This window comes from Bradyrhizobium sp. OAE829 (assembly GCF_040546575.1).
Taxonomy (GTDB): Bacteria; Pseudomonadota; Alphaproteobacteria; order Rhizobiales; family Xanthobacteraceae; genus Bradyrhizobium.
On record NZ_JBEPOE010000001.1, the window covers coordinates 6856749 to 6874676 of the forward strand.

14 protein-coding genes are annotated in these 17928 nt (G+C 62.9%); 11 read left to right on the forward strand and 3 right to left on the reverse strand.

Going from position 1 to position 17928, the window contains the following annotated elements; genetic code table 11:
- Positions 1-13: 13 nt before the first annotated feature.
- Complete coding sequence (locus ABIE49_RS32905) at positions 14-1654, forward strand: FAD-dependent oxidoreductase (RefSeq protein ID WP_192734828.1); 1641 nt, start codon at positions 14-16, stop codon at positions 1652-1654.
- Positions 1655-1849: 195 nt separating this feature from the next.
- Here ABIE49_RS32905 and ABIE49_RS32910 read toward each other — a convergent pair whose 3' ends face one another.
- Positions 1850-2245 (reverse strand): helix-turn-helix domain-containing protein, encoded by a 396-nt coding sequence (locus tag ABIE49_RS32910; protein WP_192734827.1) that lies wholly within the window; start codon positions 2243-2245, stop codon positions 1850-1852.
- Between the two features lie 647 nt (positions 2246-2892).
- Here ABIE49_RS32910 and ABIE49_RS32915 point away from each other — a divergent pair.
- Positions 2893-3159 carry a hypothetical protein gene (locus tag ABIE49_RS32915; RefSeq protein WP_192734826.1) on the forward strand — a complete coding sequence of 89 codons (267 nt, stop codon included), beginning with the start codon at positions 2893-2895 and terminating at the stop codon, positions 3157-3159.
- A gap of 193 nt (positions 3160-3352) precedes the next feature.
- On the opposite strand, the gene ABIE49_RS32920 is transcribed toward ABIE49_RS32915, so the two are convergent.
- Positions 3353-4861, reverse strand: a complete 1509-nt coding sequence (locus ABIE49_RS32920) for a sensor histidine kinase (RefSeq protein ID WP_192734825.1) — start codon at positions 4859-4861, stop codon at positions 3353-3355.
- Between the two features lie 276 nt (positions 4862-5137).
- Between ABIE49_RS32920 and ABIE49_RS32925 the strand changes: the two genes are divergently transcribed.
- From ABIE49_RS32925 to ABIE49_RS32935, 3 genes are all read left to right on the forward strand, one after another.
- Complete coding sequence (locus ABIE49_RS32925; RefSeq protein ID WP_192734824.1) at positions 5138-6136, forward strand: TRAP transporter substrate-binding protein; 999 nt, start codon at positions 5138-5140, stop codon at positions 6134-6136.
- Between the two features lie 79 nt (positions 6137-6215).
- Positions 6216-6731 (forward strand): TRAP transporter small permease, encoded by a 516-nt coding sequence (locus tag ABIE49_RS32930; protein WP_192734823.1) that lies wholly within the window; start codon positions 6216-6218, stop codon positions 6729-6731.
- The gene (locus ABIE49_RS32935) at positions 6728-8047 is read left to right on the forward strand and encodes a TRAP transporter large permease (RefSeq protein WP_192734822.1); all 1320 of its coding nucleotides are present in this window, start codon (positions 6728-6730) and stop codon (positions 8045-8047) included. Before ABIE49_RS32930 ends, ABIE49_RS32935 begins: the two co-directional genes overlap by 4 nt.
- Before the next feature lie 48 nt (positions 8048-8095).
- On the opposite strand, the gene ABIE49_RS32940 is transcribed toward ABIE49_RS32935, so the two are convergent.
- A complete protein-coding gene (locus tag ABIE49_RS32940) occupies positions 8096-9358 on the reverse strand; it encodes a serine hydrolase domain-containing protein (protein ID WP_192734821.1) in 1263 nt (420 codons plus the stop codon).
- A 135-nt stretch (positions 9359-9493) separates the two neighbouring features.
- Between ABIE49_RS32940 and ABIE49_RS32945 the strand changes: the two genes are divergently transcribed.
- From ABIE49_RS32945 to ABIE49_RS32970, 6 genes are all read left to right on the forward strand, one after another.
- Positions 9494-10432, forward strand: a complete 939-nt coding sequence (locus ABIE49_RS32945) for a dioxygenase family protein (protein ID WP_192734820.1) — start codon at positions 9494-9496, stop codon at positions 10430-10432.
- A gap of 331 nt (positions 10433-10763) precedes the next feature.
- Entirely contained in the window at positions 10764-12077 is a 1314-nt protein-coding gene (locus tag ABIE49_RS32950; protein ID WP_192734819.1) for a CmpA/NrtA family ABC transporter substrate-binding protein, read from the forward strand.
- Positions 12078-12139: 62 nt separating this feature from the next.
- Complete coding sequence (gene ntrB / locus ABIE49_RS32955) at positions 12140-13048, forward strand: nitrate ABC transporter permease (RefSeq protein WP_192734818.1); 909 nt, start codon at positions 12140-12142, stop codon at positions 13046-13048.
- 12 nt (positions 13049-13060) lie between these two features.
- Positions 13061-13855 (forward strand): ABC transporter ATP-binding protein, encoded by a 795-nt coding sequence (locus tag ABIE49_RS32960; RefSeq protein WP_192734817.1) that lies wholly within the window; start codon positions 13061-13063, stop codon positions 13853-13855.
- Positions 13856-13910: 55 nt separating this feature from the next.
- Entirely contained in the window at positions 13911-15128 is a 1218-nt protein-coding gene (locus ABIE49_RS32965; RefSeq protein ID WP_192734816.1) for an NAD(P)/FAD-dependent oxidoreductase, read from the forward strand.
- Between the two features lie 13 nt (positions 15129-15141).
- Positions 15142-17844: a nitrate reductase gene (locus ABIE49_RS32970; protein WP_192734815.1), complete on the forward strand. Its 2703-nt coding sequence runs from the start codon at positions 15142-15144 to the stop codon at positions 17842-17844.
- The last annotated feature ends 84 nt before the right edge of the window (positions 17845-17928 follow it).

The window sequence follows — 17928 nt, forward strand, 5'->3', positions numbered from 1 at the left end:
GTCAGCGTCCGACATGAATGACACCAATGTGCTGATCGTTGGCGCCGGACCGGTCGGGCTCACGCTTGCGATCGATCTGGCGTGGCGGGGCATCGACGTGACGGTGGTGGAAACGCGGGCACCTGCGGCGCCGCCGGAGCCGAAATGCAACCACGTCGCCGCCCGCACCATGGAGATCTTCCGGCGGCTGGGCCTCGCCGAAAAAATCCGCAATGCCGGGTTGCCGGCGGATTATCCGCACGACGTCAGCTACCGCACCTCGTTTACCGGGCAGGAGCTGACGCGGATTCACATTCCCTGCCGACGCGACCGCTTCACGGCAACCGATGGCCCCGACTGCAACTGGCCGACGCCGGAGCCGCCACACCGCATCAACCAGATATTCCTTGAGCCGATCCTGTTTGCGCATGCGGCGGCGCAATCGCGCATCCGCATCATCAACCGGACCTCGGTCGAAGACGTCGTGGTGGAAGACACCAGCGCGCGTATCAATTTGCGTGACCTCGACACCGGCGCCGTCAGGACCGTGAATTGCCGTTACCTGATCGGTTGCGACGGCGCGCGCTCGATCGTTCGCAAGGCGATCGGCGCCGAATTGTCCGGCGATGCCGTGATCCAGCGCGTGCAGTCGACCTACATTCGGGCACCCCGGCTGATCGATCGTCAGCAGAGCGAACGCGCGTGGGGCACCGGCGCCATCAACCCGCGCCGCTCGGGCATGGTCTATGCGATCGACGGCCGCGAGCGCTGGCTGGTGCATAATTACATGAAGCCGGGCGAGGGCGGTTTCGACGAGATCGACCGCGATGCCTGTCTGCGCACCATCCTCGGCGTGGAAGATGATTTCAACTACGACATCCTCTCAAAGGAAGACTGGTACGGTCGCCGGCTGATCGCCAGCAAGTTTCGTGATCGCTGCGCCTTTATCGCCGGCGATGCCGCGCATATCTGGGTGCCCTACGCCGGCTACGGCATGAACGCAGGGATTGCGGACGCCATGAATCTGTCGTGGCTGCTGGCGGCTCATCTGGGCGGCTGGGCGCCACCCTCCATCCTCGACGCCTATGAGGCGGAACGCTGGCCGATCACCAGCCAGGTGTCACGGTTTGCGATGTCGCATGCGGAGGCCGAAATTCGCCGCCGAGGGTCAGTGCCGGCAGACATCGAGGCGGCGGGTCCGGAAGGCGAGCGCGTGCGCGAAGAAATCGGTCGGCTCACCTATGAGATCAACGTCCAGCAGTATGCCTGCGCCGGCCTCAACTTCGGCACCTATTACGATCGCTCGCCGATCATCGCCTATGACGGCGCCGAGCATCCGGCCTACACGATGAGCCTCTATACGCCCTCGACGGTTCCGGGCTGCCGCACGCCACATTTCCGGCGCGCCGACGGCAGTTCGATTTATGATGCGATGGGCGAGGGGTTTACGCTGTTGAGGTTCGATTCCGCCGCTGATGTCGCGGCGCTCGAGGCGGCGGCTCGCTTGAGAGGTGTGCCGCTTGGGGTGCTCGATGTCGAGGGAGCGGACATTGCCACCGATGATGGCAACGGTCTGGTGTTGTCGCGGCCGGACCAGCACGTGGCCTGGCGGGGCGTTCGCTTGCCGGACGATTCGCTGGGACTGATCGATCGCGTGCGCGGCGCCGGAAGCTAGCGCCGTTTCGGTTCTGACGGAGTCAGAACCGGGTTCAATCTGTTGAAGGCGTGGATTTATCGAAGGCGTGGTTTGTTGGAGGCGTGGTTATTCACGGCGTATTTTTTTTGACGCACACTTTTTTGACGCACACTTTTTCACGCGTGTTCTTCGCGCGAACCGGCCCCCGGTCCGCGCGAAATACCAGGCAACCGATCAGTCTTCGTTCGCTGCGATCGATTCCATCAAGGACACCAGCTGACGTTGTACGGTCTGGTCCTTGATCTTGCTGTAGGCTCGCAACAACCGCAGGCTGAAAGCGCTGTCGAGGAACAGCAGGCTCTCGACCTCACGCGCCTTGCCGTCGCCGTCGTAGAAGAAGGTGACGGGCACATCGAGCGCGGTAGCGATCTGCTGAAGACGAGCTGCGCCGACACGGTTGACGCCCTTCTCGTACTTCTGGACCTGCTGGAAGCTGACGCCGAGCTTGTCGCCAAGCTCTGCTTGCGAGATCTTCTGCTCAACACGCCGCAGGCGAATCCGCTTGCCCAATTCAATGTCGGGTTTGCCGGCACTGCGCTGCTTCATCTTCTTTGCTGCTGATGTTTTCATTCTGGTTTTACCGTCCTTCGATCGGGAAACCCTGAGCGATCAAGCCAGGGGTTCATCCGCATTTACCGCGTTAAGTCCGTCAGGGTCGTGAGTTCGTCGTTAGAACCACGGGATATCGAGTGATTGCGGGATGGTAGCCAATCGCATTTGCGTGTTGGAAACACCCTGATACCGGCGCCGTCGGCTGCCTCCAGCCATTGGCGCCCGGGGCATGATTTAGCAAAACCCCGCACTCCTACATTTGGCAAACTATTCGACAAACTACAACCACCGCGAGTTCACTTGCCACAGATTTTGGGAGCATACTTACCGCGTAGCGCCTGTGTACCCGGTACTTCTACGGATATTTGTGGCAGGTTGTGGGCCGATGAAATACCTCTTCAGGTGTACTCCCAAGGCTTCCCGTGGCTTGTATCGTGCGCACGCCTCAACCGTGATATTTAGAAAAATACAGCACGGTCGATACGATTTTCAAATCGATAGCGCGCTGGACAATTGAGTAAAAGTTCAGGATCATCAGGTCAGGCTCTCACACGATCCATTGCGTGACAGCGGCCGAATTATTTTGGTGCCTTTTCGTGGAGAGGCTCATGAAGCGACGATCCGGACCGCCTCCAATCTACCTTGCAAGCTCGGGAACTGACAAAATGCCGGCGGCCCATTCAGAAGAACGATTGCTGTCGCTCCTTGCAACGTTGGAGGAATGCCGGGCGTTTCTGATGGATAAGGCCAGCCCGGAGGCCGCGAGATTGCTGTCACTGGCCATTCTCGAGCTTCGGATGGAACTGCATCGGGTGACGGATTCCGAACTCAAGGCATTGTGCGACCTGATGGTGACGGATGCTCAGGCTGCGCAAAGCGCCAAGGCCGCACCAGGCCCGCGGCTGCCGCCTTATCTGAAGCTCATCAAGTAAGCGCTGCCTTCGACCCGATAGGCCAGCGTAAAAACTCCCCGACCGGTCGAACTGCACGGCGCCTTGGCCGGTGCGACTCGTTGTCGCTCTTTGGTTGCGGGCAACCCCATCCCGGCTCCACCTGCGGTGACATCCGCCGGTTAGGCCCGTCGAACACGCGCGGCGGCTTGTCGCGGTCGAAATCGCCGTCCGTTCAAGTGTCCTGCTCGAGCGCCGCGGTCACCGTGCAGACGACGCCGCGCGGCAGAAAGTCGACGGTGGCTTCGCCGCCGAGTTGGTCTCGCGCGCTGCGTTCGATCAGGCGCGAGCCGAAACCGCGCTGCACCGGCGCAGAAACGTGCGGCCCGCCGGATTCAGTCCAGATCATCCGAAGTTTGCGGCCATCGCTTTGCGCGATGATCTCCCAATTCAGCGCAACGGTTCCGCTGTCGTTCGACAGCGCACCGTATTTTGCGGCATTGGTCGCGATCTCGTGCACGATCATCGACAGCACCACGGCGAGCCGCGGCGTTAGCGGCACCATCGGTCCGAACATTCGCACCCGATCCGGATTGCTCAGCAGATAGGGCTTGAGAACCCGTGCGATGACGTCCTGCAACTCGGAGCCCTGCCATTTCTCCTGGCTCAACAGGTTATGCGCTTCGGCGAGCGCACCCAGCCGGCCCTCGAATTTCTCGCGCTCGGCCCGACTGGCGCTGCGGAAGGTCTGGGTCGTGATCGACTGCAGGATCGCGAGCGTATTCTTGACCCGGTGGTTGAGCTCGTCGATCAGCAGATCGTGCAGCATCTCGCCGCGGGCAATCGCCGTCGCCATCCGCACCGCAAAGGCAAGGCCGACCAGCAACAGCACGCCTCCGATCACGCTGGTGATCGCCAGATTGCGCCACAATGGGGCGACCAGCGAGCTTTCCGCAATCCCGCCGGCGACCGTCCAGCCGGTGAGCGAGGAGCGCGCAACGCCGGTGATCAGCGGCACGCCTTCGAGCGACACGGTCGCAAAGGTCCCCTCGGGTTTGCGGAACAGCTCCGCATAGAGCGACGGCGATGCCCGCTGGCCGATGGTGTTCTGCGGGTTCGGTACACGCGCGAAATTGGTGCCTTCGCCGTCGAAGATCGAAATCGTCCAGTCCTTGCCCGGAAGCTGCTTTTCGATCATGTCCTGAAAAATCTCGATCGGCGGGCTGAACGAGATGTCGTAGAGCACCTCGCCGTCGCGAATGACCGGCACTTCGACCGTCACGATCAGGCTCTTCTTGACTACGCCGGTGAACAGGTTCGAGTAGTATGGACGCTTGGTCGCGAAGACCTTCTCGACAAGGTCGAGGTTGTTGCGCATCGGAAGGGTGGCGGTGTCGGTCGTGACCGAGGAGAACAGCTGGCGACCTTCGCGGTCCGCCACCAGCACCACGCCGTCCCTGCCATATTGTTCGAGGAAACCGGTAGCGATGCGCCGGAAACCGTCGAAGTCGCGGTCCCGCAGCGCGTTGGTCAGCGACAGCACCTGGAGCCCGCCGGTCATGCGCTGCATTTCGGCATCGAGCACGAGGCGGATGCCGCGTACGGTTTCGAGCACGCGCTGCGTGGCGTCCTTGCGGTCCTGGACGTAATTATTGAAAACGATGCCGGCCGCGAAAATGATCAGCGGCAGCGTGGTTCCCGCCACCAGTAGGACGAGACGCATCGGCAGTGAAAGCTTTGGCAATGCTCGTCCCGGATCGGCCCCCAACCGCCGCGAGCATAGGAGAAGCAGCCGGCATCCGCCAAGGATTTTAGTCCGATTTCGCGTTCGTGACCGGCGGAGCGGCGGCCTGCTTGGTGCGCCGCATCATGCGTACGCTGCAGCTCTATGCTGTTCAATCCGCGCATTGGAATTAGCTTCCATCGCAGCGCTCTTTTGAATACGCTCCGAAAATTGCAAGCCGCAACGTCGGCAAAGCCCACGACCCGGTACAAGGGCGGGGCACAGGGAGGGGACAACATGAAGCGCAGAACAGTATTGGCTGGGCTCGGTGCGACAGCGGCCGCGGGCATCCTTGGAATGCCATCCATTCTGAAGGCGCAGGCACCAGTCACGCTGAACGGCGCCGTGCAGTTCAACGACGACCACGCGTTTACCAAGGCGCTGGTTCGGTTCGAAGAGCTGGTGAAGAAGTATTACGGCAAGCCCGTCAATTTCACGCTGCACAAGAACTCGTCGCTGGGTCTCGAGAAGCAGTATTTCGAATACATGTCGCAGGGCAAGGCGGTCGATTACGGCATCGTCTCGCCGGCCCACATGTCGACCTTCGCCAAGGCAGCGCCGTTCATCGATGCGCCCTTTGTGTTCAAGGGCATCGACCACATGAACAAGGTCGTTGAAGCGAACATCCTGGCGCCGATCGCCGACGAAGTCGCCGCGAAGGCCGAGGTGGTGCTGGTCGGCTATTCCGGCGGCGGCATCCGCAACATCTTCGCCAACAAGCCGTGCAAGAATCTGGCCGACCTCAAGGGTCTCAAGGTGCGCGTGCAGGGTGCGCCGATCTGGTCGAAGACGTTCGCAGCCGTTGGCATGAGCCCGACGGTAATCGCCTATAACGAGGTCTACAACGCCATCCAGAACGGCGTGATCGCCGCCGGCGAGAACGAAGCCGCCGGCGTCGAGGCGATGAAGTTCTACGAAGTGGCGCCGCACCTAAATCTGACCGAGCACGCGGTCTCGATCCGGCCGATCTGCTTCTCGGTGAAGACGCTCAAGACCCTGCCCAAGGATCTGCAGGACGCCATCATGAAGGCGGGCAAGGAGGCCGGTGATTTCGGCCGCAAGCTCGAGTCCAGCGAGGAAGTCATCAAGCTCGACGCGCTGGAGAAGGCAGGCAAGCTCAAGCGCGTGCCGTTCCAGGAGCGCGACGCCATGAAGAAGCTCGCCGATCCCGTGATGGCTACCTACGCCAAGGAAATTGGCGCCGAGGGAATCTTCGAAAAAATCAACATCGCCTAGGGCTGCGTCGCAGACCAGAGTTTCGGGGCAAGCTTCACCGCTTGCCCCGTTCGATGAGTGTTACCGCGCGGGGGCGCCAATGACCGAACTGCCGATCGATTTCAACCCGACGCTGTGGCGGCGACTGACGCGCGCCTATGGCAAATTGCTGGAAATCCTGCTGGCGGCCTGCGTCGGCATTCTGGTCATTCCCGTGACGCTGCAGATCATCTCGCGCTATACGCCGTTCATCCCGTCCTACATCTGGACCGAGGAAATGGCGCGGTTCCTCTTCATATGGACCATCATGATCGGGGCGATGGTCGGCGTCAGGGAGGCGCAGCATTTCGAGGTCGATGTCTGGCCCGATCTGTCGCGGCGCTCCGAGGCCTTGGTGCGGATACTGGCGCGCCTCGGCATCCTGGCGCTGGCGCTGGTGTTCGTGTGGGCAGGCATCGAGTTCACGCGCTTTGCCTGGAACAGGACGTCGGAGCTCGCAGATCTGCCGCTCTGGCTGATTCACGTCGCATGGCCGGTGGCAGGCTTCACCTGGATCGCGTTCGCGGGCGAGCAGATCGTCGACGAAACGCGGATCCTGATGGGGACTGAGCGATGACTGGCAGCGTTCTCTCCTCCGGCGAGGCCGCGCTGGTCTTGTTTGGCACGTTCATCGGGCTATTGATCATCCGCGTGCCGGTCGCCTTTGCGCTCGGGCTTGCCTGCCTGCCGATCCTGCTGATCGAGCCGCGGCTGTCCGCGATGATGCTCGCGCAGGAAACCTTCAACGCCTACAACTCCTTCATCCTGCTGGCGGTGCCATTCTTCCTGCTGACCGCGAACCTGATGAGCATTGGCGGCATTACCGACCGCCTGGTGGCGCTGTCGCGTTCGATGGTCGGGCACTGGCCGGGGTCGTTGGCGCAGATCAACGTCGTGCTGTCGGTGTTCTTTGCCGGAATCTCTGGCTCCTCGACCGCGGATGCGGCGAGCCAGTCCAAGATCTTCATCGACGCCCAGACCAAGGAGGGCTACGACCTCTCGTTCTCCATCGCCATTACCGCGGTGTCGGCGGTGCTCGCGGTCATCATCCCGCCGTCGATCCTGATGATCGTGTGGGGCGGGCTGATCTCGACATCGATCGCCGCGATGTATCTCGCCGGCATCGTTCCGGGACTGCTGATTGCCGGCGCGCAGATGGTGACTGTGCACGTCTATGCGGTCCGCCGCGGTTATCCGACCTATCCAAAATCGAGCTGGGTGGAGATGCGTTGCTCGCTCTGGCGCTCGATTCCCGCATTGATCACGCCGTTCATCATCGTTGGTGGCATTCTGCTCGGCTGGTTCACGGCGACCGAGTCCGCTTGTGTCGCGGTGCTGTATTCGGTGGCGCTCTCGGCTTTCTTCTACCGGGAAACCGGCGCGAAGGAGCTGTACAAGGCTCTGCTCGACACCGGACGGCTGGCCGGGGTCGCGCTGTTCTGCATCGGCACCGCCAGCGCGTTCGGCTGGCTGCTCGCCTATTACAAGATCCCGGAGGGGCTGCTCGCCAATGTCTCGACCTGGGGTATGGGGCCGATCGCGGCGGGCTTCTTCATCGCCTTCTGTTTTCTGGTGGTCGGTTGCTTCCTCGACGCCATTCCGGCGATCGTGATCGTCGGCACCGTGCTGGAGCCGCTGGCGCGGTCGGTCGATCTGCACCCGGTGCAGTTCGCGATCATTTCGATCGTCTCGCTGGCGTTCGGGCTGGTGACGCCGCCCTACGGGCTATGTCTGATGATCGCCTGCTCGATCGCGGGGGTGCGGCTGCGCTATGCGCTCAAGGACACCGTGATCATGCTGATACCGATGCTGCTGGTGCTGGCGGCGCTGATCATCTGGCCCAGCGTGTCGCTGTTCCTGCCGCGCCTGATCGTGCCGGACATGCTGAAATAGCTGGCTATCCATCCCGCGGCGACTATGCCGCGGGATGGGGCTCCGGTTTCAGAGATTGCTGTCGGTGATCGCCGAATACACCAGGGTGCGCAGCTCGCGACGCAGCGGATAGGCGCTCGACGGCAGCACCTGCGTCATGAAGATCGTGATCAGTTCTTCCGCGGGATCGATGAAGAACGACGTCGTCGCCGCACCGCCCCAGTTGTATTCGCCGGGGCTGCCGGGAATCAGCGTCTGCTCCGGATGCATGGTGACGGCAAAGCCGAGACCGAACCCGATGCCGTTATAGGCCGCTTCGCTGAACAGCGAACGCGACATCGCCGGCAGGTCCGCGCCGCCAGGCAGATGGTTCGACGTCATCAGCTTCAGCGTCTTCGGGCCGAGCAGCCTGACGCCGCCAAGCTCGCCGCCATTGAGCAGCGCCCGGCAGAAGGTGAGGTAGTCGGCCGCGGTCGAGCAAAGGCCGCCGCCGCCGGAGACGAGGGAGGGGGGCGACAGGAACGAGCTCGTAGCCGGGTCATCCTGCAGCTTCAATGTGGCCTCGCCGGCCGTCATGCCGATCTGTACGCCGGCCGAATAGCAGGCCGCGAACCGATGCGCCTTGTCTGCCGGCACGAAGAAGTCGGTGTCGTTCATGCCGAGCGGATTGAAGATGCGTTCCTTCAGGAACTGCTCGAACGGCATGCCGCTGATCTTGCCGATCAGATAGCCGACGACGTCGGTGGCAACCGAATAGTTCCAGCCTTCGCCCGGCGAAAATTCCAGCGGGATCTTGGCGAGGTCCTCGATCATGCTTTGCAGCGTGCCGGCCTTGATGACCTCGCCGATCTTGTTCTCGCGATAGGCGGCGTCGACATTGGAGCGCTGCTGGAAGCCATAGGTAAGACCCGAGGTGTGCCGCAACAGGTCCACGATCAGCATCGGCCTCGTTGGCGGCCGGGTCAGGAATGCCGGGAAGATGCCGGCCTGGAACACGCCAAGGTTCTTCCATTCCGGAATGTATTTATGGACGGGCTCATCGAGCGCGACGCGGCCCTGTTCGAGCAGCATCATGAAGGCCACGCTTGTGATCGGCTTGGTCATCGAATAGATGCGGAAGATGGTGTCGTCCTTGACCGGGACCTTGCGCTCGATGTCGGCAAAGCCCTGCACGGTCGAGTGCACGACCTTGCCGCGGCGGTAGATCAGGACCTGTGTTCCCGGGAAGCGGCCGGCATCGATGTAGCGCTGCTTGAGATGGTTCTCGAGACGGTCGAGCGCCGGCTTCGACATTCCGGCAGACTCGGGCGAGGCGGGGGTAGGGGCTAACATCAAGGCTGATCTCCGGCTGGCGAGGGAGCCTTAATAGCCGAAAAGTGTGCCGCGTTCCAACCGCCTGCGCTTACCCCTTGCGGTGTGGTGGTGTAGGCTTGACCGAGCCACCATGCACCCCGCAGGACAGCCAAAATGCCCCAATTCAACGAGACCGAACTGACCGCCGCCGTGATCCGCAGCTTCGAAGACACGCCGGATCCGCGGGCGAAATTCCTGCTGCAGGAACTGGTGAAATCGCTGCACGATTATGTCAGCCGAACCGATCTCACCTTCGAGGAGTGGGAATATGCGATCGATTTCCTGACCCGGACCGGTCAGAAGTGCACCCCGATCCGCCAGGAATTCATCCTGCTCTCCGACGTGCTCGGCGTGTCGATGCTGGTCGACGCCGTCAATCATCGCGAACGCGAAGGCGCCACCGAGACCACCGTGCTCGGGCCGTTCTATGTCGGCGAACACAAGATGACGCCGCACGGCACCGACGTCTCGGCCAATTTGCCGGGCGAGCGGATGTTCGTGCAGAGCCGCGTCACCGACCTCGCCGGCAAGCCGCTGGCGAATGTTCCCGTCGATATCTGGCACGCCGACGACGAGGGCTATTACGATTCACAGAAGGCGTCCTATGCCACCGAGGGACCCTCGTCGCGGGCGCGCTTCGTCACCGATGCCGACGGCAGGTTCTTCTTCCGCACCATTTTGCCGTGCAGCTATCCGATCCCGACCGACGGTCCGGTCGGCGAAATGATCATCCAGGTCAGGCGGCACGCGATGCGGCCGGCGCATGTGCATTTCCTGGTCGATGCGCCCGGCTATCAGCCGCTGATCACCCATGTGTTCATGGAAGGCGACAAATATCTCGATTCCGACGTGGTGTTCGGCGTCAAGGACGAGCTGGTCGCGAAGATCGAAAAACGCACCGACGCAACGATGCCGGACGGCAAGCCGGCGGCCGCGCCGTGGCACCTGATGACCTACGAATTCAGGATGAAACCGGGCGACGGCGCCGCCCCAAAACCGATGATGGCGAAGGCACCTGACAAGACCGCTGACAACGCCAAAGAGGACGCCTGAGGCAGGCTGGTGCCAAGCCTGCCCAATCCTTGTGCGGCGCACAATGATTGGGCGAATCGCAAATTTGAAAAGCGATGACTGGTTCCTGACCACTGCCGATTTTTATGGCATAGATTATTTATCACACTGATATTTATAAGTTTTTTGTGGTGAAGAAGGCTTGGCACGAAGCTTGAATAGCTAGTGCTGACGCCATTGATGCCGTCCCTTGAGACCACTCATCCGAATTGTGACGCCGCACTCCGGGGGCATCCTTGGAACGCGCCCTCGTGCGACCTCGCGCGGTGACCCATTCGGACGGCCCCAATTCCAACGAAGGATGCAGACACCCATGACGAAGCCCACCATTCCGACCTCAAATGGTTTCAGCCGCCGCCGGCTCCTGAAGGCGACCGCTGGCACGGCGGCGTTGCTGGCCGCGGCCAAGCTGAATTTCCCGGCCGGCGCCTTCGCGCAAGGGGCGGGGCCCGAAGTGAAGGGGGCCAAGCTCGGCTTCATCGCGCTCAGCGATGCCGGCGCATTGTTCGTGGCCAAGGACAAGGGCCTGTTCGCCAAACACGGCGTGCCCGATGTCGACGTGCAGAAGCAGGCTTCCTGGGGCACCACGCGCGACAACCTCGTGCTGGGATCGGAAGGTAACGGCATCGATGGCGCACACATCCTGACGCCGATGCCGTATTTGATCTCGGCCGGCAAGGTGACGCAGAACAACCAGCCGACGCCGATGTCCATCCTGGCGCGCCTCAATCTCGACGCGCAGTGCATCTCGGTCTCGAATGAATACGCCGATCTCAAGGTCGGCCTGGACGCCAAGCCGTTCAAGGAAGCGCTGGAAAAGAAGAAAGCTGCCGGCAAGCCGATCAAGGCCGCGATGACGTTCCCGGGCGGCACGCACGATCTGTGGATTCGTTACTGGCTCGCCGCCGGCGGCATCGACCCCGACAAGGACATCGAAACCATTACCGTGCCGCCGCCGCAGATGGTCGCCAACATGAAGGTTGGCACCATGGACTGCTTCTGCGTCGGCGAGCCCTGGCCCGGCCAGCTCGTGCATCAGAAGATCGGTTACACCGCGGTCAACACCGGCGAGATCTGGAACAAGCACCCCGAGAAGTCGTTCGCGATGCGCTCGGCCTGGGTCGACAAGAATCCGAAGGCTGCGCAGGCCATCACCATGGCGATCCTGGAGGCGCAGCAATGGTGCGACAAGATGGAGAACAAGGAAGAACTCGCCACCATCATGGGCAAGCGGCAGTGGATCAACTGCCCGGTTGAGGACATTCTCGATCGCGCCAAGGGCAAGTTCGACTACGGCACCGGCAAGGTGGTCGAGAACTCACCGCACATCATGAAGTACTGGCGCGACCACGCCTCCTATCCGTTCCAGAGCCACGATCTCTGGTTCATGACCGAGGACATTCGCTGGGGCAAGTTCGAGCCCGGCTTCGACTCCAAGGCACTGATCGCCAAGGTCAACCGCGAAGACATCTGGCGCGACGCCGCCAAGGCGCTCGGCGTTGCGGCTGCGGATATTCCGACCTCGAAGTCACGTGGCAAGGAGACCTTCTTCGACGGCAAGGTGTTCGATCCGGAAGATCCGGCCGCGTACCTGAAGTCGCTGTCCATCAAGCGCGCTGATGTCTGATCCAGGTGAGGCCGCACGCCCTGGCGTGCGGCCTGCCATTTAAATACGGAGACGCATTTCCCATGAACATGCCTGCGATCAAGACCGAACCCGCCACCGCGATTGTTGCATCCGCGGCAGCCCCGGTTGCCACCCCGGTCGTGACGATGACGCCGAAGCGTCCGCCGCGTGCCGAAAAATACAGCAAGATGGCAAAGGACACCGCGGTGCGCGTCGTGCCGCCGCTGATCGTGATCGCGCTCCTGATGCTGTTCTGGGAGCTGGTCTGCCAACGCGCCGGCTCCACCCTGCCGCCGCCCTCGCGCGTGTTCAAGGACACCAAGGAACTGATCTTCGATCCGTTCTTCGATCGTGGCGGCATCGACAAGGGGCTGTTCTGGCACCTGTCCGCAAGTCTGCAGCGGGTCGCGCTCGGCTATTCGATCGCTGCGATCGTCGGCGTCGCGCTCGGCACGCTGGTCGGCCAGTCGGTCTGGGCGATGCGCGGGCTCGATCCCTTGTTCCAGGTATTGCGCACCATCCCGCCGCTGGCGTGGCTGCCGCTGTCGCTGGCCGCGTTCCGCGACGGCCAGCCCTCGGCGATCTTCGTGATCTTCATCACCTCGGTGTGGCCGATCATCATCAACACCGCGGTCGGCATCCGCAACATCCCGCAGGATTACCGCAACGTCGCCGCCGTGGTTCAGCTCAATCCGCTGGAGTTCTTCGGCAAGATCATGATCCCGGCCGCGGCGCCTTACATCTTCACGGGCCTGCGCATCGGCATCGGCCTGTCCTGGCTTGCGATCGTCGCGGCTGAAATGCTGATCGGCGGTGTCGGCATCGGCTTCTTCATCTGGGACGCCTGGAACTCCTCGCACATCAGCGAAATCATCCTGGCGCTGTTCTATGTCGGCATTATCGGCTTCGTGCTCGATCGATTGATCGCAGGACTGGGCAAGATCGTGACCCGCGGCACTTCCGCAGGCTGAAGGGAACATATCATGCAGGCCTATCTGAAGCTCGACCACATCGACAAGACCTTCACCCGCGGCAATGCCACGACCGAGGTTCTGAAGGAAATCAACCTGACGATCGACAAGGGTGAGTACGTTTCGATCATCGGCCATTCCGGATGCGGCAAGTCCACGCTGCTCAACATCGTGGCCGGCCTTACCGACTGCACCAATGGCTGCGTGCTGCTGGAGAACCGCGAAGTCAATTCGCCGGGACCGGATCGCGCAGTGGTGTTCCAGAACCACAGCCTGCTGCCCTGGCTGACCGTCTATGAGAACGTCCGCCTCGGCGTCGACAAGGTGTTCGCTTCGAGCAAGACCCGCAGCGAGCGCGATGCCTGGGTGATGCACAATCTCAACCTCGTGCAGATGGCCCATGCCAAGGACAAGCGCCCGTCGGAAATCTCCGGCGGCATGAAGCAGCGCGTCGGTATCGCGCGGGCGCTGGCGATGGAGCCGAAGGTTTTGCTGCTCGACGAGCCCTTTGGTGCGCTCGACGCGCTGACCCGCGCGCATCTGCAGGATTCGGTGATGGCGCTGCATCAGAAGCTCGGCAACACCATCCTGATGATCACCCACGACGTCGACGAGGCCGTGCTGCTGTCGGACCGCATCGTGATGATGACCAACGGGCCGAGTGCGCGGATCGGCGAAGTGCTGGAAGTGCCGCTGGCGCGTCCGCGCAAGCGGCTCGAGCTCGCAACCAACCCCGGTTATCTCAAGTGCCGGCAGCGCGTGCTCGAATTCCTGTACGAGCGGCATCGCTTCGTCGAAGCGGCGTAGTTCTTGTTATCTCCGCGCCCGCGCGGGCGCTGAAGCGGCCGAGTGAGGATACGTCATGAGCGAACCGCTGGTGATTGTCGGCAACGGAATGGCTGCCGCGCGTCTGGTCGACGAGCTGGCCAAGGTTGCGCTCGGGCGCTACGCCATTGCCGTGATCGGGGACGAACCGCGGCTTGCGTATAATCGCGTGCTGCTGTCGTCGGTTCTCGCCGGCGAGACCGCTTCGCATGACATCGAGCTCCGGCCGGCTTCATGGTGGCGCGACCGCGGCGTCACCCTGAAATATGGCTGCCGGGCCACCGAGGTCGATGTCGGGCGGCGCGAAGTCAAAATCGAAAATGAAGAGAGCATCCCGTTTTCAAAACTGGTCCTGACCACGGGTTCGTCGCCGTTGCGGCTCAACGTATCAGGCGCCGATCTTGCCGGCGTGCATACGTTTCGCGACAGCCGCGACGTCGATCTCCTGCTGACGCTGGCCGCGCAGAAGAAGCGCGTGGTGGTGGTGGGTGGCGGTTTGCTCGGACTGGAAGCGGCTTACGGGCTCGCCAAGGCCGGCGCGCCGGTGACGCTGGTTCATTTGATGGACCGGCTGATGGAGCGCCAGCTCGATGCGCCCGCCGCGGAACTGTTGAAATCGCTGGTCGAGCGCAAAGGCATCGAGATACTGCTCAACGCCAATACCGCGCACATCCACGGCGAAACCAGGGTCGAGGGCGTCGAACTAACGGACGGCCGCCGTATCGACGCCGACGCCGTGATCTTCGCAGCGGGCATCCGGCCGAACATCGCGTTGGCAAAAGAAGCCGGCATCGCCGTCAACCGGGGCGTCGTCGTCGATGACGTCATGCAAACCGCCGCGCCCGACATCTTTGCGATCGGCGAATGCGCCGAACACCGCGGCATCTGCTACGGCCTGGTCGAGCCGGCCTATGAGCAGGCGCGCGTGCTGGCGCGGCATCTCGCCGGTAGCGACGCCTCTTATAGCGGCAGCATCGTGGCGACCAATCTGAAGGTCTCCGGGGTCAGCGTGTTCTCTGCGGGCGATTTCGTGGGCACTGAGGGCTCCGAGACCATCGTGCTCAGCGATCTCAACTACGGCACCTACAAGAAACTCGTGGTCGCGGACGGACGGCTGACCGGCGCAGTGCTGATCGGTGACGTCAGCGACGCGCTCTGGTATCTCGAACTGATCCGCACCCGCCAGCCCACCGCGCGTATTCGCGCCGACATGATGTTCGGCCGTTCGCTTGCGATCCGTTCAGAGGCGGCATGAGCCGGCCCCTCGCATGACCGCCGTCGATCCCCATCTGCGCGCCACCAAGACCACCTGCGCTTATTGCGGCGTCGGTTGCGGTGTTCTGGCGACGCCGGACGGAAGGGGCGGGGCGGCGATCTCGGGCGATCCCGAGCACCCGGCGAACTTCGGCCGGCTGTGTTCGAAGGGCTCGGCGCTCGGCGAGACGCTGGGCCTTGAAAATCGCCTGCTGCACCCGATGATCCGCTGCGACAACGGGACCATGGAGCGCGTGGCCTGGAGCGACGCGCTCGACCATGTCGCGCACCGGTTCCAGCACATCATCGCGCGCGACGGTCCCGGCGCCGTCGCGTTCTATCTCTCCGGGCAGCTGCTGACCGAAGACTATTACGTCGCCAACAAGCTGATGAAGGGATTCGTCGGCAGCGCCAACGTCGACACCAATTCACGGCTGTGCATGGCGTCATCGGTCGCCGGCCATCGCCGCGCCTTCGGCGCGGATACGGTGCCGGGCTGTTACGAGGATCTCGACGAGGCCGATTTGTTGGTACTGGTCGGCTCCAACGCGGCCTGGTGTCATCCGGTGCTGTACCAGCGCATGCTGGTCAACAAGCAGAGCCGCGGTGCCCGCATCGTGGTGATCGATCCGCGCCGGACCGATACGGTCGGCGATGACGATCTGTTTCTGGGGTTGAAGCCGGGCACCGACACCGCGCTGTTCAGCGGCTTGCTGGTGCACCTCGCCGACAACGGCGTGCTCGACCGCGAATACATTGAACGCCACACCACTGGCTTCGACGATGCGATGGCGCGGGCGCGCAGCATGGCGGGCAGCCTCAGTGCGACGGCGCTGGCGACCGGCCTGTCAGAGCAGGACGTCGCGGCGTTCTTCCAGATGTTCGCCAGCACGCCGCGCGTGGTCACGATGTATTCGCAAGGCGTCAACCAGTCCGCGCAGGGCACCGACAAGGTCAATGCGATCCTCAACTGCCATCTGGCGACGGGTCGGATCGGCAGACCGGGCGCGTCGCCGTTCTCGCTGACCGGACAGCCCAATGCGATGGGTGGCCGCGAGGTCGGCGGGCTCGCCAACCAACTGGCGGCCCATATGGGTTTTACGCCTGCGGATATCGACCGCGTGCGCCGATTCTGGAAGGCGCCGCGAATCGCCACCCATGAAGGGCTGAAGGCAGTCCAGATGTTCGAGGCCATCGCACGCGGCGAGATCAAGGCGCTGTGGGTGATCGGCACCAATCCGGCAGTGTCGCTGCCCAACGCCGATGCCATCAGCGCGGCGCTGAAGAAGCTCGAATTGTTCGTCGTCTCCGAAAACGTTGTTACCAACGACACCGTCGATGCCGGGGCGCAGGTGCTGTTCCCGGCGCAGGCGTGGGGCGAGAAATCCGGCACCGTGACCAATTCGGAACGGCGCATCTCGCGGCAGCGTGCATTCCTGTCCGCACCGGGCGAGGCGCGACCGGATTGGTGGATCATCGGCGAGATCGCAAAACGGCTCGGCTTTGGCACCGCGTTCAATTTCGCCTCGGCCGCCGACATTTTTCGCGAGCACGCCGCACTCTCGGCGTTCGAAAACGAGGGGGGCCGCGATTTCGACATCGGCGGCTTGCAGGCGCTATCGGACGAAGCGTTTGACGCGATGGCGCCGGTGCAATGGCCGATCCGCCAAAATGCCGAGCCGCAGGCGCGCTTCTTTGCCGAAGGCGGTTTCTTTGCCAGCGAACAGAAGGCCCGCTTTATCGCGCCCGAAACTCCCGCGCTGCGGACCGAGACCACGGCCGCGCGCCCGCTGCGGCTGAACACCGGCCGCGTCCGCGACCAATGGCACACCATGACCCGCACCGGGATGAGCCCGCGGCTCGGCCAGCATCTGCCGGAGCCGTTCGTCGAGGTGCACCCGGACGATGCCGCACGGCACGGTGTCGCCGACGGTGACTTCGCGCGGGTCACGACCGATTACGGACAATGTACGCTGCGGGTTGTGGTCAGCGAGCGTCAGCAGCGCGGCATGCTGTTCGCGCCGATCCACTGGAGCGCGGTCACGGCGACCGGCGCACGCGTGGGAGCGCTGGTCGCACCGCTCACCGATCCGTTTTCCGGCCAGCCGGAGAACAAGGCGACGCCGGCCTCGATCACCCCTTACGAATATGTGTTCCGCGGCTTTGCGTTGTCGCGCACGCCGCTCGAACTGCCCGATCATGCCTGGTGGGCGCGTGTCGCCGTCAATGGTGGCTATGGCTATCTGCTCGCCGACAATGCCGATCTCAAGGGCTGGCAGTCCTGGCTCGGATCGATCGCGGGCGATGACCTCGCCGAATACAAGGACTTTGGCGGCGGCGTCTATCGCGCGGCGTCCTTTGCCGCCGACCGCATCGAGACCTGCCTGTTCATCGGGCCTGCACGGGACGCCGGCGACTGGAATGTGGTCAAGGGCCTGTTTGCCGCCGACGCGCTCAGCAACGACCAGCGCCGCATGCTGCTGTCGGGCAAATCGATCGATGGCCTGGCCAATGCCGGCCCGATCGTCTGCGCCTGCTTCGGCGTCGGCCGCACCACCATCTGCGAGACAATCGCGGCCGGCGCGCGTTCCGCTGCCGACATCGGCGCCAAGCTGAAGGCCGGCACCAATTGCGGCTCCTGCATTCCGGAGTTGAAGCGGCTGATCGCGCAGACCACGCCGGCTGCCGTGCCGCAGCAATTGGTCGTGGCGAATTAGAACAGGTCCCTCAACGTCATTGCGAGCGTAGCGACGCAATCCATTCTTTCTTTCGTTCTTTTTGCTGCCCGATGGATTGCTTCG